Source organism: uncultured Parabacteroides sp., from assembly GCF_902493135.1.
Lineage (GTDB): Bacteria > Bacteroidota > Bacteroidia > Bacteroidales > Tannerellaceae > Parabacteroides.
This window is the reverse complement of record NZ_CABUOD010000008.1, coordinates 36,949-56,977: the sequence shown is the minus strand read 5'-3', so window position 1 is coordinate 56,977 and position 20,029 is coordinate 36,949. Positions and strand designations below refer to the sequence as shown.

Sequence of the window (20,029 nt, the reverse complement as noted above, 5' to 3'; positions counted from 1 at the left end):
TATATCTTTATATCTTATTGAACTTCGAATACAACTTGTTATACTTCACCCTGTCGAACCGGTAATAGCGGGCTGCCCGGTGGTTCACGCCCGTTTCCACTTCATCCGTCTGCACGACGTATTCCATCGCCGCCATCTTTTTATGGAAATTGCGTACATCTATCGTCTTATTATAAATGATCTCGAAGATACGGCGCAATTGAGAGGCCGTGAATTTCGACGGAAGATAATCGAAAACGATATCCGGTTCAAAATCCACCCATCTTCCTATTTCCTCCACGGCCGCTTCAACAATCTCCTTATGGTCAAAAGGAAGATGCGGCAGGTCATCGACAGGCGCCCAGATCAGGGTGTCGGACTTCTCTTCCATCGTCATCTTTCTGCCGACCTTGCACAATGCCAGGTAAGCGACCGTCACGATCCGTGTAATTTTCATCTTGGAGGCATTTTCCAGCCATTGCACATCTTCTTTATTCTTGGTCCGGGCCGGAGATCCAAAAGTGCGGAACTGTTTCAGGGCAACACGTTTCAGGCCTGTCGCTTCGTTCAAGACACGATAAGCGGCCGTATCCAGGTCCTCACTCTCATAAATCAGGCTTCCCGGCAATTTATAGTGCTTTTCGTCACTGCCGGCAATTTGCCTTTCGACGAGCAATACACATAGTTTGTCTTCATTTGTCCCAAGCAATACGCAATCGACCGAAACGTGCGGATAAAACATTTCACGCTTATTTTCCTGTGTTTCCATAATATCACAATAAAGATTCTCCGCAAATATAAGGTTAAAACGACATACGACATAATGTAATTCGAACAATATCTACTCAAGCGAACAAAAAGCCCGTTATTTAACAAACATTACCAGTCACTTAAATAGACGGCGCCGCATCCTATCCGGCAACAGAACGGATGGCGCCCGAAAAAGCTATGGGTTACGGTAGCTAAAGCATAGCTTTACGACGGCTAACACATAGCTTTACGATAAGGCTTGGATTATGTAACATTTATTTAATACATTTGTTATTAAAAAAAAGACGTATTATGGATATCAAACATCTACAGTTCTCATTCCGAATGTATTGGGCGAATATGAAGGGTTTGCTGAATATGGTGGCCGAAGGGATCATACTCGTCGCCTCGCTCGCCTCCCTATTCATCCTGGTCTATCAGTTCGGATTCAAATATTCGGCCCATGTCACCCTTATGCTGGAAGCCAGCCGGGTCTATCTCCTGCTGGCTTTCTTTACGGGGATATCGCTCCGGTATATTTTGAAATTCAAAGAGATCATACAAGAGAAGATGTTATACCTGGACATCGGCATTTATTTTTTCCTCTTTGCCGTACTATCGGGCAAAGTGTTCTTCAAAGAAGCCATCCATCAGTCGTTGCCTTACCTCGGTTTCCTTACGGAACCGCTGTTCGTCTATTTCCTCCTGCTGTTGCTGAGCGCCATCCATTTGTCTCGGCAGACATTCACGCTGTTGCAAAGCCATATCAAGCCGTCCCTCCTGTTCCTGCTGAGTTTCGTGTTTGTCATCCTTGTCGGTTCGGGACTGCTGATGTTGCCAAACGCTACGGTACACGGGATCCATTTCGTAGACGCCCTGTTCATCTCGACCACCTCTGTCTGCGTAACCGGACTGACAACGATCGATGTGGCAACGACATTCACCCATACGGGACATATCATCATTATGTTCCTTATCCAGATCGGCGGTATAGGAGTCATGACTTTCACCAGCTTTTTCGCCCTTTCTTTCATGGGACATTCGTCTTTCACCAGCAAGCTCGTATTGAAAGACATGCTGAACGAAGACCGGGTGAACGGACTGTTCCGGGTGATCCTCAACATCCTGTTCGTGACATTGTTTATCGAAGGCGTAGGGGCCTACCTGATTTACCTGGACATAAAGGGGGCTTTGCCGGGAGGCACGCGGGAAGAAGTGTTCTACGCTGTGTTTCATGCCGTTTCGGCTTTCTGTAACGCGGGGATCTCGACCCTGAGCGGCAACCTGTACGACCCGCTGGTCGCCCAAAAGTACAACCTGCATGTCTGGATCGCCCTGCTCATCGTATTCGGCGGATTAGGCTTCCCGATCGTCTTCAACTACCTGAAACTGTTACAACATTTGCTTGTCAACACGTTCAGGATCGTGATCGGGCAACAGAAGCATTACATCCATACCCCCCGAATTATCAATATCAACACGTATATCGTGATGATCAGTACGTTGGCATTGCTTGCCGGCGGCACCTTGTTCTACTATCTGCTGGAAATGGACAATACGCTTGCCGGATTGCCGTTCAGGGGACAGCTCGCCAATGCGTTCCTGGGAGCCGTCACCCCGCGTACGGCCGGGTTCTGCGTCGCGGATATGGGGACGCTGGCCACCGGGACGCTCATGCTCACACTGATCCTGATGATAATAGGCGCCGCTCCCATGTCTACCGGCGGCGGTTTGAAGGTAACGACCGTCTGTGTCGCCCTACTGACCGCGCACAATGCCGCCCGTGGAAAAGAGAATGTGGAAATCCGCAAACGTGAAATATCACCGGAAACCATACGCAGGGCTTTCGCCACAATCGTTTTCTATTTCTGCTGGCTGGGGTTGGCCGTCTGGGTACTGTCGATTACCGAAAAAGGCGTTTCGGTCTTTACCTTGACCTTCGAGGTCGTGTCGGCGCTCAGCACGGTAGGGTTAAGTTTGAATTTCAGCCCGTTGCTGAGCGTTTCGGGGAAACTGGTCATCATCTTCACCATGCTGGTCGGGCGTATCGGCATACTGACCTTCTTTATCAGTTTCTATAAGGAACATAAAAAGAAGAATTACACCTATCCACAGGAAAATATATTAATGTAACATAAAGAATACAATATGAAATATTTAGTAATCGGATTAGGAAACCTGGGACGTGCCATCGCCGAAAGCCTGACACGTATCGGAAATGAAGTGATCGGCGTAGATATCAACCCGCACAAGATCGAAGCGGTCAAACATACCATCTCCGGAGCAATCGGCCTCGACACGACGGACAAGGACGCCTTGAACACGCTGCCTCTGAACGAGATGGATGCCATCTTCGTCACCTTCGGCAAAGACTTCGGGACCTCCATACAGACTGTAGCCCTGCTAAAAAACCTGGATGTGAACAAACTGATCGTACGAGGGATCTCTCCCATCCACGAAGCGGTGATCCGCTCGATCGGTGTTGCGGAGATTATCACTCCTGAAGATGATTTTGCCGGTATGTATGCATCGCAATCCTTACTCGGAGAACTCTTCAAACAATGGTACAGGGTGACGGACACACACCATCTCTACAAGATAAAGGCGCCGGCCACCTTTGTCGGACAGACCTTACAGACCATAGACCTGGAAGAGAATTTCGGAGTACGCCTTGTCGGTATCGAACGCCCCAGGACAGAACGCAACCTGATCGGGTTGAAGCAAACCCAATACTCCGTCATCAACAAAATCACCGGAGACCTGAGAATCGAAGAGGGGGATCAGCTCATCCTCTTCGGCAAGATGGAAGTGCTGCACAAGTTAGCAGAGATCTGATGCCGGTTTATTCTTTTTGCGGTATCCTGGATACCAAAACCTTATCTATACGGGCGCCGTCCATATCGACGATCTCGAATTCGAAGTTCAGCCAGCTCAATTTCTCGCCGGTCTTCGGTACCCGTTCCAGAATCTCCAGGATCAGGCCGCTGAGCGTATTATAGTCGTGCTCGGCATACAAATCTTCCATGTCGAAATATTCAAGGAAGTCATAGAAACTGTACTGCCCGTCCACCAGCCAGGTCCCGTCGGGCCGCTCGACGATCTCGGCCTCTTCCCCTACATCGGGAACCTGCCCGATCAGGCCTTCCATGATATCTTTCAGGGTAACGATCCCCTGGATACCTCCGAACTCGTCCGTGACGATGCCATATTTCACACGTGCCTGCTTGAACTGTTCCAACGCATTATACACACTCTGGTTTTCCGGCATAAACTCCGCCGGACGTATCACCTGGGACAAAGAGAAATCCGGCTCGTCGATACGGCCGAACAGGTCTTTCAGATAAACGACGCCTTTGATATCGTCAAACTTTCCGGCGGCAACCGGATAGATATTGAAGAGATTTTCCTGTACTTTCTCGCGTATCTGCTCGATGCTGTCCGTCAGGTCCAACCATACAAGTTCGCTACGGTGTGTCATGATAGAGCCGACATTACGGTCGCCCAGATTGAACACGCGTTCCACGATGTCCTGTTCGACTTCCTGCACTTCACCGACATCAAAGCCTTCTTTGACAATCGCCTTGATTTCTTCCTCCGTCACCCGGCTTTCTTCAGTCGCATCGGTTCCGATCAGTTTGACGGTCAATGCCGTGCTCTTGGATAACAGCCATACGAAAGGCGAGGCGATCAACGAGAGGAAATTCATAGGCTTGGCAACCAGCATCGACACCCGCTCCGCATAGCCCATGCCGATACGTTTGGGGACCAACTCGCCCATAATCAGTGTCAGATAAGTGACGATCACAACAATCGTGGTTTTGGAAACACCCAATGCGTAAGGTTCCAGAAAAGGGATATGGCGCACATGTTCAGCCAAATCAGCAGCAAAAGCCTCACCTGAATATAAACCGGTCAAAATACCGATAAGCGTAATCCCGATCTGAATAGTGGAGAGAAACCGGTCCGGTTCGTTTGCCAGTTTCAAAGCTGTTTTGGCAGATTTGTTACCACGTTTTGCTTCTACTTCGAGGCGTGCCTTACGTGCCGACACCAAAGCAATTTCCGACATAGAAAGAAGGCCGTTCAATAAGATAAGACCAATAATAATGAATATTTCCATTTGCTATATACACAGCGATTGATTAGGGAGGCGAAGATATGAAAAATAATTACTAATTTAGCCACATCATTAATGAAATCTAATAAAATATGAATTTAAGTGATCCAAAAGATTGTCTGTATTGCCAGAACAATCAGACTTTGCACGATCTGATGATCGAAGTTGCCCCCCTCTCGGTGTCCAGACTGTTCCTGTTTAAAGAACAAACGTATCACGGTCGTTGCCTGGTTGCCTACAAAGACCATGTACATGACTTGAACATGCTCAGCGACGAAGAACGGAATGCATTTATGGCCGATGTCGTACGGGTGACCCGCGCGATGCAGAAAGTGTTCAATCCGCAAAAGATTAACTACGGTGCTTATTCGGATAAACTCTCGCACCTCCATTTCCACTTGGCTCCGAAATATGAAGGAGGGCCTGACTTTGGCGGAACATTTGCCATGAACCCGCAAAAAGTTTACTTGACGGATGCGGAATACCGGGATATGGTTGAGAAGATCAAAGAGGCGCTGTAAGGATTTATGGGATTTAAGATTTATGATTTATTTTATCGACACATAAATCATAAATCTTAAATCATGCCCTACTTACTTTACAAACGAAGATTTCAGCAGATAACCGGCACTTTTTTTCACGCCTTCAAACTGCTTGCCGCTACCGGTTCCTTCCATTTCAACGAAATAGTCTTTATGGCCGTTTGCATAGAAGTGCTTGAATATCTGCTCGAAGTTCATCATGCCGGAATCACCCAAGACATAACGGTCTTTGATATGAAGCACTTTGATACGGTCTGCATATTTCTGGATATACTCGACCGGATCCTGTTGGCCCATAACGGCCCAGTAAACGTCCATCTCAAAGAAAACCAATGACGGGTCGGTATTCGCCAGGAAAATGTCATAGACCTTTTCTCCCTTGTTGTTACGTCCGAACTTCATTTCCTTGCCGCCGGGAACCACCTTTGCAAATTCCATGTCGTGGTTATGGTAACCGAACGGGATACCGGCCGCTTTCACGATCTTTCCGGCTTCGTTGAAGACTTCACAGACATATTTTGTTTCTTCCACATTACGGGTAATGGGCTGACCGGGCTGAACCAGGTATTTCACCCCTATCTTGGCATGGTCGTCAGCCGTCTTTTTCCAGTATTCCTTAATTTTGTCCAGATTGTCCTTCGTATATTCGCGAACGGGGGGATTCACATGCGAACTCAGGATCTGAAGTCCGGCATCATCCGCCATCTTCTTGAACTCCATCATGTCTACATCATGAATCTTCCCATTGTTATAACCGGCAAGTTCCAACGTCTGATACCCCATCTTTTTCAGTTTCTTCATTCCTCCCGGAACATCTTTGTATAGCTCTCCGCCTAAAGAATAGATTTGCAAACCGATATTCTTAGCAGCCGTCGCTTCGAGAACGGCAGATGTTGCAGGCTGTGCTGCAACGACATTCCCTGCCTTGCCGGCCATCAGGCCACCCAACGTAAACAGGGACGCATTTTTCAAAAAGTTTCTTCTATTGATCATGGTCTATTAAATTTAGATTGCTCCAAAGGTATGATTTTATTCTGAAAGTTATTTCATTTTCACCTAAAAAACGATGGCAACCTCTCCAAAATATTCCATTGCATAAATGGTCCACTTCTTGGCAGGCTTGAACCAAATTCAGACACGGGTAGGCATCTATCCGATAACCGATGCCTACCTTTTCGGGAAGCGACAGGCATCTATAGGAACAATTTCACATACAAGGATATATTCAGTTATCGTTCTTAATGCTTTCGACCGGATTAGCTGTAGCTGCTTTCCAGCTTTGGAAAATGACGGTTGCCAGTGTTATGACCATCACGACAAACAGAGCGGCTACAAACACCCACAGATAGAGGGGCGTCTTATAGGCAAAACCTTCCAACCACTTTGTCACGCCGTACCAGGCAAGCGGAGCTGACAGAACGAAACAGATCAAGACTATGGCGACATACCGTTTGCTCAACATCTCCAATATGCCGCCGACAGTCGAACCGTGCACCTTACGGATACCGATCTCTTTCTTCCGATACTGCGACTCGAACACAACCAGGCCGAACACACCTACCAGCGAAATGATGATCGCCAGCAGGCTGAACAGGAATACCATCATGCTCAGGTTCTCTTCCTGCCGGTAAAGGCTGTCGAGTATGGTATCGTAAAACTGCACATCCACCGGATAAGCCGGATCGATCTCCGCCACCGTTTTACGGATATGGCTGACCGTTTCCGCCAGGTCGGCCCCGGCTTTGATGCGTATATAAGAGACCGGCAGCAACCCCCAATAATTGATGATCAGCACGCCGCCTTCCAGGTTACCCCGAAGCGAAGAGAAATGCGTATCCTTCACCGAACCGGCGATCTCGATGGGATAGTCCTCACCCAGCCAGGGAATGATAAAGGAATCTCCATCTTTCATATCGTACCGTTTACGCATGGAGTCGAAAACGATAAACGTCATTTTCTCCCCCTTTTCATCGCTTTCCGTCAATTGCCGTCCGCCCGTGCGTTGCATCCCCATCACATCTATAAAATTCCACGACACAGGCAGAGCGTCGAGCTGTACGCCTTGATCCTTATAGCTGCCTCCCCACGTCATATAACGATCCTGAGCACCTAACTTCTGCTGGGAAAAGGCGACGTCCTCTATCCCCGGATATTCTTTCAGCTTATTGACATACAGACCCTTGCTCTCACCCTCCATCTTCCTGTTCAACTCCACGACGGCAATACGGTCTTTGTCAAACCCAAGCGGGAAATGCTGCATATACCGGTTTTGCAGGTAGATAAAGAAAGCTCCGATAATCAAGACGATCGACACCACAAACTGGAACCCCATCAATACCGTACGCAGTTTGCGTCCGGCAGGCGACAACCCGAACGATCCTTTCAAAACCAATGCAGGCGGGAACGAAGTGATATAATATGCCGGATATAAACCTGCCATCAATCCCACTGCCAATGACAACGCGCCGACCGACACCAGCAACTCCACATTATTGGCCAACGTCAGATCCGCCTTCACAAAAGCGAGTATTTCGGGACGGTTCAGCAGATAAATCAGGAACAGGGACAACAGGAATGAAAGAAAAGCGATCCCCATCGCCTCCACCAGGAGCGACAGGCGTAAAACCGCATCCGGGCTTCCCAACACTTTCTGCGTATTGATGCTCTTGATCCGCAAAGGTGTCAACGCAGTGCTGAAATTGGTAAAATTGATAGCTGCCACGACAATGATCAGAAAGGCGATCACCACCAGCAACCGGGTTGTCTCCGGGTTGCCGCTCTTGACCAGGTTGCCATCCTGAGACTCGTTGAGGTAATAGATATCTCCGAACGGACGGAGCGATATTTGCACATCTTCGTCCCCCTCATGGCTCTTGCTGAAATCGAACGTGCGGCTGAAATTTTCGGCCACCGTCGCAGGAGAAGCGTCCGGGGCCAGCATGACATAGCAATAGTAATTCCGGCTGATCCAGCTATCCTTCGTCTTGTCATCGTTCAGAGCCGTATAAATGATGTTATTCAATTGCGTATTGCCGGGAAAATCTTTATACACGCCTCCTACGACCAGGAAACCATCAGCCTTCTTACCCCACATGCTTTCCTCCATATTCAGCCGCTTCCCGACCGCCGGATCATGGCCGAAAAACTTGCGTGCCATGCTTTCCGGGATCAGCACATTCTCGCCATCTTTGAGGCAATCGGCTCTCCCTTCCAGCATCTCGAAACGGAACATGTCCGTGATTTCAGGATAACAGGTAATGAAAGACTCTTTAAAACCCACTTTGTCCTGCCCCTGCATAATCGTAAAATAGTAGTCGCCGGTATAAGGGCAATACAAAGTCGCACGCTCGATCAGAGGCGACGAAGCGATCACCGCATCAATAAACGGGCGGCTATGGATGATCAGTCCTTTATAGTCCTTCACATCCACCTCGACGCGGTAAATACGCGAAATGTTCGGATGGCAACTGTCGAACGTACGCTCGTAGCGAACCTGCATCATGATTATGATAAAAGCCGCAAAAGAGACCGACAATCCGACTACGTTTAAGGTCGTAGCCAGCCTAAACCTTCTCAACGCGCTTAGGAAATTTCTTAGAATCGTTTTCATCTCCATTAATTTTATTAGATGGTCCTCAATGGCAACCCTATTTTACAGGAACCGCTATTCAGATAAACTCGTTCACCGACGAGACGATGCTACCATCGAACAGGTTGATGATCCGGTGGGCGAAACTGGCATCGTGCTTGGAGTGGGTCACCATGACGATCGTGGTGCCTTCCCGGTTCAGTTCGGTGAGCAGTTGCATCACTTCAGCACCGTTCTTGGAGTCCAGGTTACCGGTCGGTTCATCGGCGAGGATGATCTTCGGATTCGAAACGACGGCGCGGGCGATAGCCACACGCTGTTGCTGACCTCCGGAAAGCTGTTGCGGGAAGTGGCTGGCACGGTGGCTGATATTCATGCGTTTCAGGATATCGTTCACCATCTGCTTACGCTCGCCGGCCTTTACTTTCAGGTAGGTAAGCGGGAGTTCCACGTTCTCGAACACGTTCAGTTCGTCGATCAGGTTGAAACTCTGGAACACGAAACCGATGTTGCCTTTGCGAACCTGCGTGCGTTCTTTCTCCTTGAGATGCCCGACTTCCTTATCCGCCAGGTAATAATCGCCCGACGTCGGGTTATCCAACAACCCTAAGATATTCAGCAATGTAGACTTGCCACATCCGGAAGGCCCCATGATAGCCACAAATTCGCCATCTTTCACTTCCAGGGAAACATTATTCAATGCAATCGTCTCCACCTCTTCCGTACGGAAAAACTTACTTAAACCTTCGATCTTTATCATGACTTTTTCGATTTATGATTTTATGTTTTAATTCTTGCCTCTTAATTCTTTAATTACTCTGATTTTATGTTCTTTACCGGATTCTCGTTAGCGACATGCCAGTTCTGGTATGTCACCGTTATAGCCGTGATCACACCTACGATGAGGAAAGCCAGCGGCAACACCCACCAATACATCGGCGTACGGTAGGCGAAGTTCTCCAACCAACGGTGTACGCCGTACCAGGCGACCGGAGCGCCGAGGACAAAACATATCAGCAAAATCCAAAAATAGCTCACGTTGAACATATACAAGATCTCTCCCGTCGTCGATCCCAACACCTTGCGCACGGCGATCTCCTTCCGCTTGTATTCGCTCTCGAAGACGACAAGGCCGAACACGCCCACAATCGAGATAAAGATAGCGACAAGGCTGAACAAAGTGATCAAAGAACCGATCTTCAATTCCTTTTCATAGGTACGCTGCAAAATTTCGTCATAGAAACGGACCACAAAAGGATACTCCGAATCGAACTTTTTCAGCGACTCGCGTACATGCTCCATCCCGGCACGAAGATCACTGCCCGCCTTAAACTTCACGTATGCGGCATTATAATAGTTGCCTTCCTGCCCCCACTGGTATTTACCCCAAAGATAGAAAGCCATCGGAGCGACCTCCTGGCGGAAAGAGGCGAACTTGATATCCGGGATAAAACCGATAATTTCGGAACCGTCGATATTGTCATTCAACTTCAAGTCGTACTGAGCCTTCGCCTTTTCGTTGAATATATAGCAGCCTGTCTCCTTCTGATCGTCTTCCGGACGGAAATCACGGCCTTCCTTGACCTCTATGCCCATCACCTTCAGGAAAGAAGAAGAAACAGGAAGACACTGGAAGTTGATATTATTTCCATTATAGTCACGCCCCCATCCCATATACTGGTCCTGGCTTGAAAGCAGAAATTGGGAGTAGGTCACGTCCTCCACGCCGGAGAACGATTTCAACTGGTTCGTGAAAGCATCCCGATCCTTATTGATCTTATCGTTCAAATGCACGATAATCATCTCCTCCTTGTCGTAGCCCAACGGGGCATTTTGCATATACCGGTTTTGCAGATACATAAACAAGGAACCGATAATCAGGATAAAAGAAGCCACAAACTGGATTCCCACCAACACGCTCCTCATCCGGCGTCCGGCAAGCGAGAGGCCGAAACTCCCTTTCAACACCAAGGCCGGCGGGAAAGAGGTGACATAGAAGGAAGGATAAAGACCGGCCAGTACGCCCACGATCGCCGCGATCACCGCCGTACCGGCTATGATCATCGGCTGTGCCCCGAACGAGATATCGGCATCCACCAGCGAGGCCACCGGAGTTTTCGGTGCTATGTACAAGAAAAGAAGCGAAAGCAGATACGCAAATAGGCTGACGCCAACCGCCTCAGCCAACAAGCCTCCACGCAACGTACGCTCGGAACTGCCCAATACCTTCTGCGTATTGATACTCTTGATACGCATAGGGGTCAACGCCGTGCTGAAATTGGTAAAATTGATACCGGCGATAATAAGGATGACAAAAGCGATGGAGAAAAGCACAAGCAATGTCTGGCGGCTCGCTTTCGGCATCGAATCGAAATCCACGTTATTCAGGAAATGGACATCCGGCAAAGAGGTCAGGCGAAGGTCTAAACTCTCTTCATCTCCCCATTCGAAATCTTCGCCAAAGACTTCTTTCGCATTAAAATTATTTTTAAAATTGTCCAAGACATTCTCCTTATTGGCCGGATCGTCGAGACGGACAAAGAAAAAATAATTCCAGTTTCCCCAGTTATCATAGTTTTCCTTCGGACTCATCGATGTGTACATTACGTTCTTCAAAGCAGAATTACGGGGAAAATCCCTATATACCCCTTTTACGATTCTCGCATCTTCCATAGGATTGGTTGAGATCAACTGCTTGCCGATCGCCGATTCCTCTCCGAAAATCTTTCTCGCCATGCTTTCCGGAAGGATCACGCTGTTGGGCTCATCCAAAGACCGTTCGTTTCCTTCGAGCATATCGAAGCCGAACACTTTCAAGACTTCGGGAGTCACGTTCCACGCATCTTCCTTATAACTCGTCCGCCGTCCGCCATCCTCTATATGGAAAAAACGGCTATCGGTCCAGGAACTCAAAAGGCATCCCCCTTTTATATGGGGAGACGATTCGGTAAACGTCCGTGCGAACGGACGACAGATAATGGCTTGCGACCCTTTGCTTCCGTGCACGATATCCACCCGGAAGATAGCGTCCGCATCCCGCTGGCTGCGATCGAACGTATAATCATAGTTCACCTGCATCATAATGAGCATAAAGGCCACAAAAGCAATGCTTAACCCCAACACATTCAAAACAGAAGCCGTCTTGAACCGACGGAGCACACTAAAGAAATTTCGCAAAATCGTTTTCATACCTATTATTTATTTTATTCACTTTTAAGACTGTCGACCGGATTCGCATTCGCTACACGCCAACTCTGAACCGAAACAGTCAACAGCGTTATGGCCGTTACCGACACAAACGCCAGCAAAAAAATCCACCACGAAAGACTCACCTTATATATAAAACTTTCCTGCCAACGGACTATTGCATAATAGGCGATCGGAACAGCCACAACGAAACAAGCCGTCGTGATTTGCAAATACGCTTTATTAAAAAGACGCAACAATTCGCCGACCGTTGCACCGAAAACCTTCCGGACACCTACTTCTTTCCGTCTATATTCGCTTTCGAGCATCACGACTCCGAACACGCCGATCAAGGAGATCAAAACCGTCACCAGGCTGAAAAAGGTGATCTGCCGGCCGGCACGGAGTTCCTTTTCGTAGAGATAGTCTTGCATCTCGTCGAAAAGGCTGAGACTGGGCAGGTAATTCGGGTCTATCTCGTGAAGGGATGCTACAAGAACGGTTTTAAGGTTCGCGTAGTCGGCGCCGGCACGAGTACGGACCATCAACTGAGAAAGCGAACCGACCATTTGATTCTTGCCGACATAGAAGGCAAACGGCTCCGTGATGCTTTTGAAGGAGTTGTACTTCAAGTCCGGCATAAAACCGGCCACCTGTTCCCGTGTATGAAATTCACCCCAATCACCGGTCATGTCAAAAGACAAGACATCCCCCGGTTCCATCTCATACTGCTTACGCGCCATCTCGTTAAAAATATAAACTCCATCCCCCAACACATCTTCAGGTTGAAAATCCCGTCCGGCAGTCGGTTTGACGCCCAGCACCTCCAAGATCGAGGGATCGGCTTGAATCGTCAGATAATTAATCATTTCGCCTTTATGCGAACGTCCCAAACGGGCGTAATTATCTGTCGCCCCGATCAGGTGCGAAACCATAGAGACAGACTCGATATCCGGTATTCGTCCCAATTTTTGCCGGATCAGTTCCGGTTGTCCCTGCAATTTGTTTGTCAGGTTATCGGCCACGACCACCTGCTCCTTATCAAATCCGAGCGGCATACGAAGCATTTGCCTGTTTTGCAGGTTTACAAACAAAGCCCCGATGATCAGGATAAAGGAAACAATAAATTGCAAGCACACCAGACAATTACGCAGCATCTTCCCTTTCGGGGACAAACCGTAATTGCCTTTCAGCACCAAGGCCGGCGGAAACGAAGTGATATATCGTGCAGGCCAGTAACTCGCCCCCACCCCGATCAGGATGACAAACACCCCTGCCCCGATGACCAACGGAAGCCTGCCTTTCAAGGATAGCCCGCCGACCACAATATCTGCAAACGAAGTCAGAGAAAGATTATACACATAAAACAAAGCCAACAGATAAGCCGACAGGCAAATCCCGACAGCCTCCAAAACCAACGAGAAGCGGATCGCCCCGACAGAGCCTCCCAACACCTTCTGCGTGTTGATGCTCCTAACCCGCATCGGGACCTGCGCATTGCTGAAGTTGGCAAAATTGATAGCAGCGATCACGACGATCAACAAGGCTATGCCCGACAACAAACGCATCAACGCATAGCTGCCTTTCTGTTTCTGGGTGTCGAAGCTGCAATCCGTCTCGAAATAGACATCGGGAAGAGCGGTCAACCGCAAGTCCATCGTCTCCCAAGTCAACTGCTCATGATGGAAGTTACGCTTGAAATTGTCGATCAATCCATTGCTGGAAGCCGGATTATCCAGGCGGATATAGCATTCGAAATTATTCTGTGTCCAGCCGCCTTTGCCGTAACTGTCGGGAATTTTCCGGTAGATGGCATTCCTGACGATCGAATTATCCGGAAAATCCTTATAGACGCCGCCGACGGTGGCAGTCCAGCCTTCACCGATGATCTCCTTGCCCGATGCGGACGATGAACCGAAGAATTTCCGGGCCATGCTTTGCGGTATCAATACCTGACCTGCGATATCCAAAGCACGGCGTTCGCCTTCCATCATGGTAAACTCGAATACGTCGGCGTAATCGGCGGAAACGGGGTAAAGGTTTTCCAAGAAGGGCCTGCGCTCACCGTTATGTTCGACCGTCACATTCTCTTTATCGACAAACCCGTTCAGGAACGCCCCTTTCTCTATATGCGGCGACGAAGCGGTGAACGCCTCGATCAGCGGACGGCTCAGACAGGCTTGCGCCCCGGACTCCCCATGTGTGATCTCCAGCCTGTACAAGCGATCGGCATGTTGATGGAAACGGTCGAATCCCCATTCATACGTCACCTGCATCATCAAAATAAGAAACACGGCAAAAGCGACGGACATCCCTATCAGATTCAAGGCTGTCGGCAACCTAAAGCGCCGCAACGCACCGGCAAAGTTATGTAACAAAGTCTTCATACTATATTTTATATTTCACCTTCAAATAAAACAAAAAACGTGCCACTCCTATTAAACATCAATAAATCAACAATATAAAAACAGACAAAGCCGATAATAGTGTCAAAAAATTAGACACCGCTGTCCATTTATTGGACACTTCATGCGATTGCTATGCCGTCAATCAGGAGGTATCAAAAAGCAACATTAAAATTACAAAATAAACAATAAGTCCCCGAAAAACGCCATTCGCATCTAATCGGCAATGCAGCAACGATTTGCACAAAAAGCATGTTTCTTAAAAAATATTACCATTGCGGGAAATTCGAATTATATGGGGTAGAAAATCAAAATAGACGGGATAGTAGTTTCGATTCGGACGAATGTATATTTTTCAATCTATACAATAAGGTCCAAAAGACAAAAAGTCCCGATGAAAAGAATTCGTTCCAGACACCGGTTTCGATTTTTACCTAAAAGAACAACCCGATTCTACCGGAATCCGTTATCTTCGTACGTTCAATTCATTTTTCAACGAAATCGAGGAAAAGGCAATGTTATTTCTATTTTTCATAAAGCTGCTGACAGGAATAGTCCTGTATCTTACCGGCCCCCGGCCACTCTTTCCCGAAGCCTGTTCCACCCTGCTCTATTCTTCCGACGGGCAGTTGTTAGGAGCACGGATCGCACCGGACGGGCAATGGCGTTTCCCTCCGGCGGACACCCTTCCCGACAAGTTCGTGACTTGCCTGCTGACCTACGAAGACAAACGCTTCTACCGCCATCCCGGAGTAGACCCGGCCGCCATCGTCCGGGCCATGCGGATCAACCTCAGCCGGGGCAAAGTCGTCAGCGGGGGAAGCACGATCACCATGCAACTGGCACGCATCGCACGGGGGAATCGCAACCGTACCCTGTATGAAAAAATAGTCGAAACCGGCTATGCCCTCTTCTTGGAAACAACCTTCGACAAGGATGAAATCCTGAAACTCTATGCCTCGCACGCCCCGTTCGGAGGAAATGTCATAGGCATCGAAACGGCAGCCTGGCGCTATTTCGGGCGAAACGCCGCCGACCTCTCGTGGGCCGAGAGCGCCACTCTTGCCGTCCTGCCCAACTCGCCCGCGCTGATCCATCCCGGACGTAACCGGGCACGGCTGAAAGCTAAACGCGACAAACTCCTGGCTGTATTAAAGGAAAAAGGGATACTGGATGAAACCGAATACGGACTGTCGCTCCTCGAACCGCTTCCCGAAGCACCCGTGCCCCTGCCCGACGAAGCCCCCCACCTGCTCGAACGGTTGGCAGCCGACACTCCGGGAACGCGTATCACGACCTCCGTCAGCCGGATGTTACAACGGCAGACCCAAGAGATCGTGAACCGCTACGCCCGTGACTACGCCTCCAACCACATCCACAACCTGGCCGCCCTTATCGCCGATGCCGAAACGGGCGAAGTGCTTGCTTATGCGGGAAACGTCACTTTCGGGGGCGATGCCCGCACGGGGAACCAGGTCGACATCATCACTTCGCCACGCAGCACGGGCAGTATCCTGAAGCCCTTTCTTTATGCCGCCATGCTGCACGACGGGCAGTTGCTCCCCGGCACGCTCGTCCCGGACGTTCCCCTGAACCTGAACGGCTTCTCGCCGCAAAACTACAACAAGACGTTCTACGGGGCGGTCCCGGCACACCGGGCGATCGAACGTTCGCTCAACGTCCCGCTGGTACGGATGCTTTCGGCCTACAACACGGGGCGGTTCATGTCGTTGCTGAAAAAGGCGGGAATGACCACGCTCCGTTTTTCCGAAGAACATTACGGGGCTTCGCTGATCTTGGGAGGCGCGGAAGGGACGTTATGGGACCTCACCGGCATGTATGCTTCCCTGGCGCGTACGCTCGCACATTACCGGATTTACAACGGACGATATGACCCGGCGGATATTCATCCGCTCACCCCTTTCCCGGCCCCTCCGGCCGATCCGGTCCGCTCTGTCGCCGACAAAAGGCTTACGGACAAGCCGCTCCTCTCCGCCGCCTCCATCTGGTTCGCCTTCGAAGCGATGTCGGCACTGAACCGCCCCGAAGAGGAGGCGGACTGGCAACAGTTCGGCTCCATGAAGCAGGTGGCCTGGAAAACGGGAACGAGCTATGGCGGGCGGGATGCCTGGGCGATCGGGACAACCCCGCGCTATACGGTCGGCGTATGGGTGGGCAACGCTTCGGGAGAAGGCCGGCCGGGACTGACAGGCGTGGGCAATGCCGCTCCCGTCCTGTTCGACCTGTTCTCGCTTCTCCCGGGAAGCGGCTGGTTCGACATGCCTTACGACGAACTCCTCCCGATGGCGGTCTGCCGTCTCAGCGGGCACAAGGCTTCTGCGATCTGCGACCGGGTGGACACGCTCTATATGCCTCGCTCGGCCGACAAAACGGAGGTCTGCCCCTACCATCGTCTTGTCCATCTTTCGGCGGACGGCCGTTTCCGGGTGAACAGTTCATGCGAGCCGGTCAGCCGGATGATCGCGCGTCCGTGGTTCGTACTGCCTCCTTCCGAAGAATATTACTATCGGAACTATCATATCGACTACGTGCCTCTGCCTTCTGTGAAACCGGGATGCGGCGAGGACCGGAACCGGCAGATCGAACTGATCTATCCGGAACCGGGCGCCATCCTTTATCTTCCGAAAGGCTTCTCCGGCAAACGGGAGCAATTCGTGTTCAAAGCCGCTCACGCCCGTCCGGATGCCATCCTCTACTGGCATCTCGACGAAACCTATATCGGCGAAACGACAGACCACCACCAGATCAGCAGCTCCGCCTCTCCCGGCAAGCACCGCCTGACGCTGATCGACAACCAAGGGAATCGAAAAACAATATGGTTCGAAGTTAAATAAACCTTCGTTTGCCCAACCAGCCGTAACTTTGATTCTGTGAGTTCCGGGTAAACAAATGCGGGCGCTACCTGTTTTTTTATAAAAGACGTCTTTCATTAATTACAACTTAAAAAAACACAGAATTGATATGAAACGTATATTTTTAACGGTAGCACTCGCAATGGGAAGCATTGCCGGCTATAGCCAGACAGATGATAAAGGTTATGAAGAGGGGAAATGGGTATTGAAAGGTATCACAGGTATAAATATGTCACAGACAGCCGTCAGCAACTGGTCCGCCGGTGGCGAAAACTCCTTTGCCGGGAATGCCTATCTGAACGGTTCGCTTACGCATAAAAGCGGGAACTGGCTATGGATCAGCAATCTCGGACTGGACTACGGATTGACGAAGACCAAATCACAGGGCGTACAGAAAACATCCGACAAGATCGCCTTCTCCACCCAGTTAGGCTACCAGGCAAGCGAGAAATGGTATTACACGGCGATGGCCGATCTCAACACCCAGTTCTATAAAGGGTATAACTATCCGGACAAATCGCATTATATCTCCAAATTCTTCGCACCCGCCTATTCCAATATCTCTTTAGGCATGGATTTCCGCCCGAAAAGCAACTATTCCCTCTACCTCTCCCCTATTGCAGGAAAACTGACATTCGTGGAAGACGACTATCTGTCCGATGAAGGTGCGTTCGGTGTCGATCCCGGCGACCGTTTCCGGGCGGAGATAGGAGCTTATATCAAGGCAAAAGCAGAGCAAAAGATCATGGAGAACGTGAATCTGATCACAAGCGTGGACTTTTTCACCCCTTACGACAAGCAGTTCGGTAATGTGGACGTGAACTGGGATGTCCTGATCAACATGAAGATTAACAAATACCTCAGCGCTACGCTCAACACCACGCTCAAATACGACAACGACGTGAAAACCTTTACCGATGAAGGTGAAAAACACGGCGCCAAAGTGCAGTTCAAAGAAGTCTTAGGTATCGGCATAGCTTACAATTTCTGATAAAAAGCGGATAGTTGCCTCTCTTTTTTCAAAAAAACCCGCCGTAATCGGTTGCAGTATTCAAAGAAAGGAGTAAATTTGCACGTTGAAAATAAAAATGATTAGAAATGATCAATAAGATTAACGCTCTGCTTAAGGAAGTAGAGAACCTGAAAGCGGCAAACGCTGAAGAACTGGAAGCATTACGCATAAAATACCTCAGCAAAAAAGGTGAAATATCTTTGCTGATGAACGATTTCCGCAACGTGGCGGCAGATCAGAAGCGTGAAGTCGGCCAGCACCTCAACAAACTGAAAGAGGCAACCCAAAATAGAATAAACGAGCTGAAAGCCAGCTTTGAGAATGTACAGACGACGAACGATGACATCGACCTCACCCGTACAGCCTATCCTATCGAATTAGGTACCCGCCATCCGCTTTCACTCGTAAAGAAAGAAATCTGCGACATCTTCGGACGTTTGGGATTCAGCATTGCTGAAGGACCGGAAATCGAAGACGACTGGCATGTGTTCTCTTCTCTGAACTTTGCAGAAGACCACCCTGCCCGTGACATGCAGGATACTTTCTTTATCCAACACAATCCGGACGTATTGCTTCGTACACACACTTCTTCCGTACAGACACGTGTCATGGAGAGCCAGGAGCCTCCTATCCGTATCATCTGCCCGGGACGTGTATATCGTAACGAAGCGATCTCCTATCGCGCACACTGTTTCTTCCATCAGGTAGAAGCTTTGTATGTGGACAAAAACGTTTCTTTCGCCGACCTGAAACAGGCTTTGCTGTTCTTCGCCAAAGAGATGTTCAGCGCAGATACGAAAATCCGCTTGCGCCCATCTTATTTCCCGTTCACCGAACCTTCCGCCGAAATGGATATTTCTTGTAATATCTGTGGAGGAAAAGGCTGCCCGTTCTGTAAAGGAACCGGGTGGGTGGAAATCCTCGGTTGCGGTATGGTAGATCCGAATGTACTTGAAAACTGCGGTATCGACAGCAAGGTATATTCCGGTTATGCTTTAGGAATGGGTATCGAGCGTATAACAAACCTGAAATACCAAGTAAAAGACTTACGCATGTTCTCCGAAAACGATGTTCGTTTCCTGAGACAGTTTGAGTCAGCCAATTAAGTTGAGAACCTAAATCATTTACCATCTTCCCCGGGTCCTTAACCAGCCCGGGGAAAAACACACTAAAAACGTAAAATGGTATGATAAAGGTTTTACTGCTTATAACAGGAGGGGCAATCGGCACCGTATTCCGCTACGGAGTTTCCACGTGGGTACAGCGTTCGATGCTACACTCCTTCCCTTTCGGGATACTTTCGGTCAATGTGATCGGCTCTTTTCTGATCGGCTTCTGCTGGAGCATAGCTGAAACCTGTAATCTATCTGCGGGCGCAAGAGTATTCCTCTTCACCGGACTGTTCGGCGGATTTACCACATTCTCTTCGTTTGCATTGGATACGATGTCGCTGATGAAAACAGGCGAATATAAACTGGCATTTCTGAATCTTCTCGCCAGTAACGTGTTAGGATTGTCAGCCGTGTTCTTAGGACTGCTTCTTGGTAAAAATGTTATGTCATTAACGAAATAAGAT

Annotated in this window: 14 protein-coding genes; 7 read left to right on the top strand and 7 right to left on the bottom strand. The window is 49.3% G+C overall.

Features of this window, described 5'->3' with window-relative positions; translation table 11 throughout:
- Window positions 1–7: 7 nt before the first annotated feature.
- A complete protein-coding gene (locus tag RDN79_RS05360; protein WP_298554769.1) occupies window positions 8–748 on the bottom strand; it encodes an NUDIX domain-containing protein in 741 nt (246 codons plus the stop codon).
- Between the two features lie 293 nt (window positions 749–1,041).
- On the opposite strand from RDN79_RS05360, the gene RDN79_RS05355 reads away from it, so the two are divergent.
- Both RDN79_RS05355 and RDN79_RS05350 read left to right on the top strand, forming a co-directional pair.
- On the top strand, window positions 1,042–2,862 hold the full coding sequence (locus RDN79_RS05355) for a TrkH family potassium uptake protein (protein ID WP_298554772.1): 1,821 nt from the start codon (window positions 1,042–1,044) through the stop codon (window positions 2,860–2,862).
- 15 nt (window positions 2,863–2,877) lie between these two features.
- On the top strand, window positions 2,878–3,564 hold the full coding sequence (locus RDN79_RS05350; RefSeq protein ID WP_298554774.1) for a TrkA family potassium uptake protein: 687 nt from the start codon (window positions 2,878–2,880) through the stop codon (window positions 3,562–3,564).
- Window positions 3,565–3,571: 7 nt separating this feature from the next.
- Here RDN79_RS05350 and RDN79_RS05345 read toward each other — a convergent pair whose 3' ends face one another.
- The gene (locus RDN79_RS05345; protein WP_298554776.1) at window positions 3,572–4,849 is read right to left on the bottom strand and encodes a hemolysin family protein; all 1,278 of its coding nucleotides are present in this window, start codon (window positions 4,847–4,849) and stop codon (window positions 3,572–3,574) included.
- A gap of 89 nt (window positions 4,850–4,938) precedes the next feature.
- On the opposite strand from RDN79_RS05345, the gene RDN79_RS05340 reads away from it, so the two are divergent.
- Window positions 4,939–5,367 (top strand): HIT family protein, encoded by a 429-nt coding sequence (locus RDN79_RS05340; protein WP_298554778.1) that lies wholly within the window; start codon window positions 4,939–4,941, stop codon window positions 5,365–5,367.
- A 72-nt stretch (window positions 5,368–5,439) separates the two neighbouring features.
- On the opposite strand, the gene RDN79_RS05335 is transcribed toward RDN79_RS05340, so the two are convergent.
- The 5 genes from RDN79_RS05335 to RDN79_RS05315 form a co-directional block, all read right to left on the bottom strand.
- Window positions 5,440–6,381 (bottom strand): sugar phosphate isomerase/epimerase, encoded by a 942-nt coding sequence (locus tag RDN79_RS05335; protein WP_298554779.1) that lies wholly within the window; start codon window positions 6,379–6,381, stop codon window positions 5,440–5,442.
- A 232-nt stretch (window positions 6,382–6,613) separates the two neighbouring features.
- Window positions 6,614–8,998: an ABC transporter permease gene (locus RDN79_RS05330; RefSeq protein ID WP_298554782.1), complete on the bottom strand. Its 2,385-nt coding sequence runs from the start codon at window positions 8,996–8,998 to the stop codon at window positions 6,614–6,616.
- A 58-nt stretch (window positions 8,999–9,056) separates the two neighbouring features.
- Window positions 9,057–9,737 carry an ABC transporter ATP-binding protein gene (locus RDN79_RS05325; protein WP_298554785.1) on the bottom strand — a complete coding sequence of 227 codons (681 nt, stop codon included), beginning with the start codon at window positions 9,735–9,737 and terminating at the stop codon, window positions 9,057–9,059.
- A gap of 53 nt (window positions 9,738–9,790) precedes the next feature.
- Entirely contained in the window at window positions 9,791–12,166 is a 2,376-nt protein-coding gene (locus tag RDN79_RS05320; RefSeq protein ID WP_298554788.1) for an ABC transporter permease, read from the bottom strand.
- Window positions 12,167–12,180: 14 nt separating this feature from the next.
- Entirely contained in the window at window positions 12,181–14,550 is a 2,370-nt protein-coding gene (locus tag RDN79_RS05315) for an ABC transporter permease (protein WP_298554791.1), read from the bottom strand.
- A gap of 533 nt (window positions 14,551–15,083) precedes the next feature.
- Between RDN79_RS05315 and pbpC the strand changes: the two genes are divergently transcribed.
- The 4 genes from pbpC to crcB all read left to right on the top strand — a co-directional run bounded on the left by pbpC (window position 15,084) and on the right by crcB (window position 20,026).
- Window positions 15,084–17,423: a penicillin-binding protein 1C gene (gene pbpC, locus RDN79_RS05310; protein WP_298554793.1), complete on the top strand. Its 2,340-nt coding sequence runs from the start codon at window positions 15,084–15,086 to the stop codon at window positions 17,421–17,423.
- Window positions 17,424–17,550: 127 nt separating this feature from the next.
- Window positions 17,551–18,432, top strand: a complete 882-nt coding sequence (locus tag RDN79_RS05305) for a DUF3078 domain-containing protein (RefSeq protein WP_298554796.1) — start codon at window positions 17,551–17,553, stop codon at window positions 18,430–18,432.
- Between the two features lie 107 nt (window positions 18,433–18,539).
- Window positions 18,540–19,559: a phenylalanine--tRNA ligase subunit alpha gene (gene pheS / locus RDN79_RS05300; protein WP_298554799.1), complete on the top strand. Its 1,020-nt coding sequence runs from the start codon at window positions 18,540–18,542 to the stop codon at window positions 19,557–19,559.
- Between the two features lie 80 nt (window positions 19,560–19,639).
- Window positions 19,640–20,026 (top strand): fluoride efflux transporter CrcB, encoded by a 387-nt coding sequence (crcB, locus tag RDN79_RS05295; protein ID WP_298554802.1) that lies wholly within the window; start codon window positions 19,640–19,642, stop codon window positions 20,024–20,026.
- Window positions 20,027–20,029 lie beyond the last annotated feature (3 nt).

What these genes read in the sequence shown, in the direction of transcription:
- RDN79_RS05350 (WP_298554774.1), top strand. Translation starts at nt 2,878, where the DNA reads ATGAAATATTTAGTAATCGGATTAGGAAACCTGGGACGTGCCATCGCC.
- RDN79_RS05355 (WP_298554772.1), top strand. Translation starts at nt 1,042, where the DNA reads ATGGATATCAAACATCTACAGTTCTCATTCCGAATGTATTGGGCGAAT.
- RDN79_RS05330 (WP_298554782.1), bottom strand. Translation starts at nt 8,998, where the DNA reads ATGAAAACGATTCTAAGAAATTTCCTAAGCGCGTTGAGAAGGTTTAGG.
- RDN79_RS05315 (WP_298554791.1), bottom strand. Translation starts at nt 14,550, where the DNA reads ATGAAGACTTTGTTACATAACTTTGCCGGTGCGTTGCGGCGCTTTAGG.
- pheS (WP_298554799.1), top strand. Translation starts at nt 18,540, where the DNA reads ATGATCAATAAGATTAACGCTCTGCTTAAGGAAGTAGAGAACCTGAAA.
- RDN79_RS05335 (WP_298554779.1), bottom strand. Translation starts at nt 6,381, where the DNA reads ATGATCAATAGAAGAAACTTTTTGAAAAATGCGTCCCTGTTTACGTTG.
- pbpC (WP_298554793.1), top strand. Translation starts at nt 15,084, where the DNA reads ATGTTATTTCTATTTTTCATAAAGCTGCTGACAGGAATAGTCCTGTAT.
- RDN79_RS05340 (WP_298554778.1), top strand. Translation starts at nt 4,939, where the DNA reads ATGAATTTAAGTGATCCAAAAGATTGTCTGTATTGCCAGAACAATCAG.
- RDN79_RS05325 (WP_298554785.1), bottom strand. Translation starts at nt 9,737, where the DNA reads ATGATAAAGATCGAAGGTTTAAGTAAGTTTTTCCGTACGGAAGAGGTG.
- RDN79_RS05345 (WP_298554776.1), bottom strand. Translation starts at nt 4,849, where the DNA reads ATGGAAATATTCATTATTATTGGTCTTATCTTATTGAACGGCCTTCTT.
- crcB (WP_298554802.1), top strand. Translation starts at nt 19,640, where the DNA reads ATGATAAAGGTTTTACTGCTTATAACAGGAGGGGCAATCGGCACCGTA.
- RDN79_RS05305 (WP_298554796.1), top strand. Translation starts at nt 17,551, where the DNA reads ATGAAACGTATATTTTTAACGGTAGCACTCGCAATGGGAAGCATTGCC.
- RDN79_RS05360 (WP_298554769.1), bottom strand. Translation starts at nt 748, where the DNA reads ATGGAAACACAGGAAAATAAGCGTGAAATGTTTTATCCGCACGTTTCG.
- RDN79_RS05320 (WP_298554788.1), bottom strand. Translation starts at nt 12,166, where the DNA reads ATGAAAACGATTTTGCGAAATTTCTTTAGTGTGCTCCGTCGGTTCAAG.